Genomic DNA, 3,171 nt, shown 5'->3' on the forward strand with positions numbered 1-3,171 from the left:
TGCGCTCATCACGCCGATCGCCAATCGGCTTGAGGCGCAGCGGCACGGGACGCTCGCGGTGATCTCGTCGGTGGCGGGCGATCGCGGACGTCCGTCGAATTATCTTTATGGCAGCGCGAAGGCCGCGTTGCAGGCGTTTCTCGAAGGCTTGCGCGCGCGGTTGTTCAAGGTCGGCGTGCATGTCGTCGATATCAAACCCGGCTTCGTCGCCACGCCGATGACTGCGGGGCTGCCGTTGCCCGGCCCGCTCGTCGCCACGCCGGAGAAGGTCGCGAAGGACATCGTGCGCGGAATCGACAGGAAGAAGGACGTGCTTTATACGCCGTGGTTTTGGTGGGGGATTATGCTGATCATCCGGAACGTGCCGCGGTTCGTGTTTAAGCGCGCGTCGCTTTAAGTAGGCGCAGTTTCAGCGCGATAGTTGACACTCCGCAGACCCCCAAGCCACCAAGAGCGCCGATATATGTTGCCGAAGATGTGGTTGGAGTCAAACCCCACTTGCGGAGTCACGGCACTGCCGACTCCCATCATCAGATACGCCGTGACAGAGTGGCGCCGTAATGTGTACTTTGTGACTTACAGTCGACGATCTATTTTGTTGTCTCGTATGAATTTCAGGCCGCCATGGCCGTTGTTGAACAGCACTGGGGAAGAGAATCGCTAGGGAGCGTCGACGCGTGTCTCGAGGCCCCGCGCTGGGACGTTCGCGACGGTGGGGAGCGCGAGAACAGGTGCAAAGGCAACTCGCATGTATTTTAAGTGCGAAGTTCAGCAACCATTTTCAAGAACTCTCGGCGCCTTAAACTCGAACGCTCCAGTTTTAAACGCTCGAACGCGAATCAGTGATCCGAATAAAATATGGGCCCGCACACAAGAAGGTAAAAACTTGCAAGGTCTTTTCGTCGTGGCGTTCTTGATTTTGATTATATTCGAGAAGCCATGGCACACCACTTTTCCCATGTGCGCCTCTACCTAATCTTCGTCGCTCGCGTTCAATCTATGCGATTTTTTTTGAGCCACGAATCGCATTGTTGACGCGGGCTTTGTCTAAAGTTGCTCACCCCAACGCCAACTCCAACCCCAACCCCAACCCCAACCCCAACTCTAGGAATTAGCCGCACATCGACTCTCCCTAACTTCATAGGTATCCGAGTTCGAAGTAAGCTCGTAGCGCCGCGACCAAAAAAGCCAGAAATAAAGGTGCAAGCCCTATACAAAGCTAAAGTGGTTGCACGAGCATGCAACAAAATACATTTAACGCTAGTGCATAAGTAGCAATCGGATTGAAACACTATATAAGGACTGAGTCGTCGGAAGATACGATGTTTTTTCGCAAACCGAGGAAAATTGAGTGACGCTAGACAGTCGGCTCATTTGCGTTGCAAAGATTGTTCGATACAACGGAAGATTGAGGACGTCTACGAGCGGTCATCCTAACCGACGTTGTTGACAAGTCTGCTGATCGTTCCGTTACCGTTCATCGAATTAGCTTAGCTTCAATCGATGCGCCCTTGCAGTCCTATCGGGACTGCCGTTCATTTCTGCGCATGCGTTCAACAGCAAACCAACTTCCTTTCAGAGCCACGGGCATATATGAATCCGCGCTCCGCCAGGTTCATTCGTATCCGAGTTTTACGAGCGTGGAGTGATTGCGCACGGTCGGGAGACAGACGCCAGTGAGACTTCACTCACGATTGCAGTCTCCAAGAATATTGGGATTCGCTTGCTATTTGTCCCGTCTAAGCAAAGCGCGGCCTTAATCGTCCCATATTCGGCAGAACGTATTTTGAGCACGCGCCGCGATACCAATATTTCAACAGCGAATTGACCGCACGCCCAGGCATCACTCAGTCGATCGGCCCGGCCAAAAAGAGCCGCTTCTTATGCAAGATTCTCCTTCGGACGGCTGCGGAACCACGACCCCGTGCGGTCAGAAGCGTCTCTGGCCGAACGTGCAGAAGTTTCTTCACGACCCCGCTCGACTACGCCTGCGGCCCAACTACCGGAGCTCACTCGTTGCCGCCGTTCGCCAATCGGACGCCTTGTCGGCCGGCATTGTCAGCGGAGCGGACGTTCGAAGATCCGATGCATCGATGCTTCAGTGAAAATCCGCCCACGTCAAACCTTCTTAGCCGGCAACGCATCCTGAGCGATCACGAAGTTGGGGGCGGCCCGACGAGGTTCGCGTTGGTATGTGAGCGCTTTGCGGGCGAAAGTTCGCACTTTTCTCGAGCTGACATAGCAATCCGCATTCGCCCCCGAATTCCGATCGACGATTTCGTGAACCTCGCTACCGCTGAATTTTTTCGTGGTGCACGTGTCGTCGTCCGCGAAACGCTGCATTTCAAACTCGAACGTAGATGAGTTTTGCAGGATGCCCTAACCTTTCTGCTAAAGCGGTGAAGCCAGCCCGCCGTCTGATTGCTGGCGCGCCGTACTTAAATGTCAGTTCCTGTGCGATGCTCTATGCGCGAATTCAACGTTCAATTTGACACCGACGACACCCGGGTCCATTGCGTCTGCTACCTAGTTTGTGCGACGCTAGTGTCGTACGGACTGACGCGAACATGGTCACTTCCTCACTTAGTCGAATCTACCCGCCTGTGGCACGCACGATCGAAAACGTCCTTTGACTGGATGACGCGCGTTCAGCTTGGCCAACTCGCGTTGAAACTTTGCAGAGAACACGTCAAACAAAAGCGTCGCTGCCCCCAAGTCGAATGTATTTTCACCGAGTCACTTGCGCTGGATCTGACGAGTGCGGAGGTGATCGAATTGTGGGCACGCTGTCGTGACGCGCTGAAACCGCAAAAATCTTGAATTCCGTCTGGTGCGAGATCTTTTCCGCGTGCAGTTACCCCGAGATCTACGGCATGCTGAACACAAGATGATCTCATCTTCCTACCACTTCGCTTTTGGCGACCGTGGAAGATTGTGCCGCTGTGGTCGCTCCGACGGCGCTAACGTCCGCTACGGAAAGAATTTCATCCCGATGGACGTCAGCTTGCCAGTATTCTTCTAGGACCGTATATGAACGCGTCCCGCTTGCGCCAGTTTTTATGCGAATCGACCTGGACAAGATGGGTTGCAGTCGTATACATGGCCTCGTCCCGTTTGCCAAACAATCTGTTCTACGGCGAGCAGGTGCTGGATTGCATATATACATTCGGC

Annotated in this window: 1 protein-coding gene; it reads left to right on the plus strand. The window is 54.1% G+C overall.

The annotated features are described in order from the left end of the window. Positions 1 to 397 (plus strand): SDR family NAD(P)-dependent oxidoreductase (locus tag NCS02_RS10960; protein ID WP_250523076.1); only part of this gene is annotated, 397 nt, incomplete at its 5' end. Between the last annotated feature and the right edge of the window lie 2,774 nt (positions 398 to 3,171).

The organism is Caballeronia sp. NCF2 (assembly GCF_023631205.1).
GTDB classification, from domain to species: Bacteria; Pseudomonadota; Gammaproteobacteria; order Burkholderiales; family Burkholderiaceae; genus Caballeronia; species Caballeronia zhejiangensis.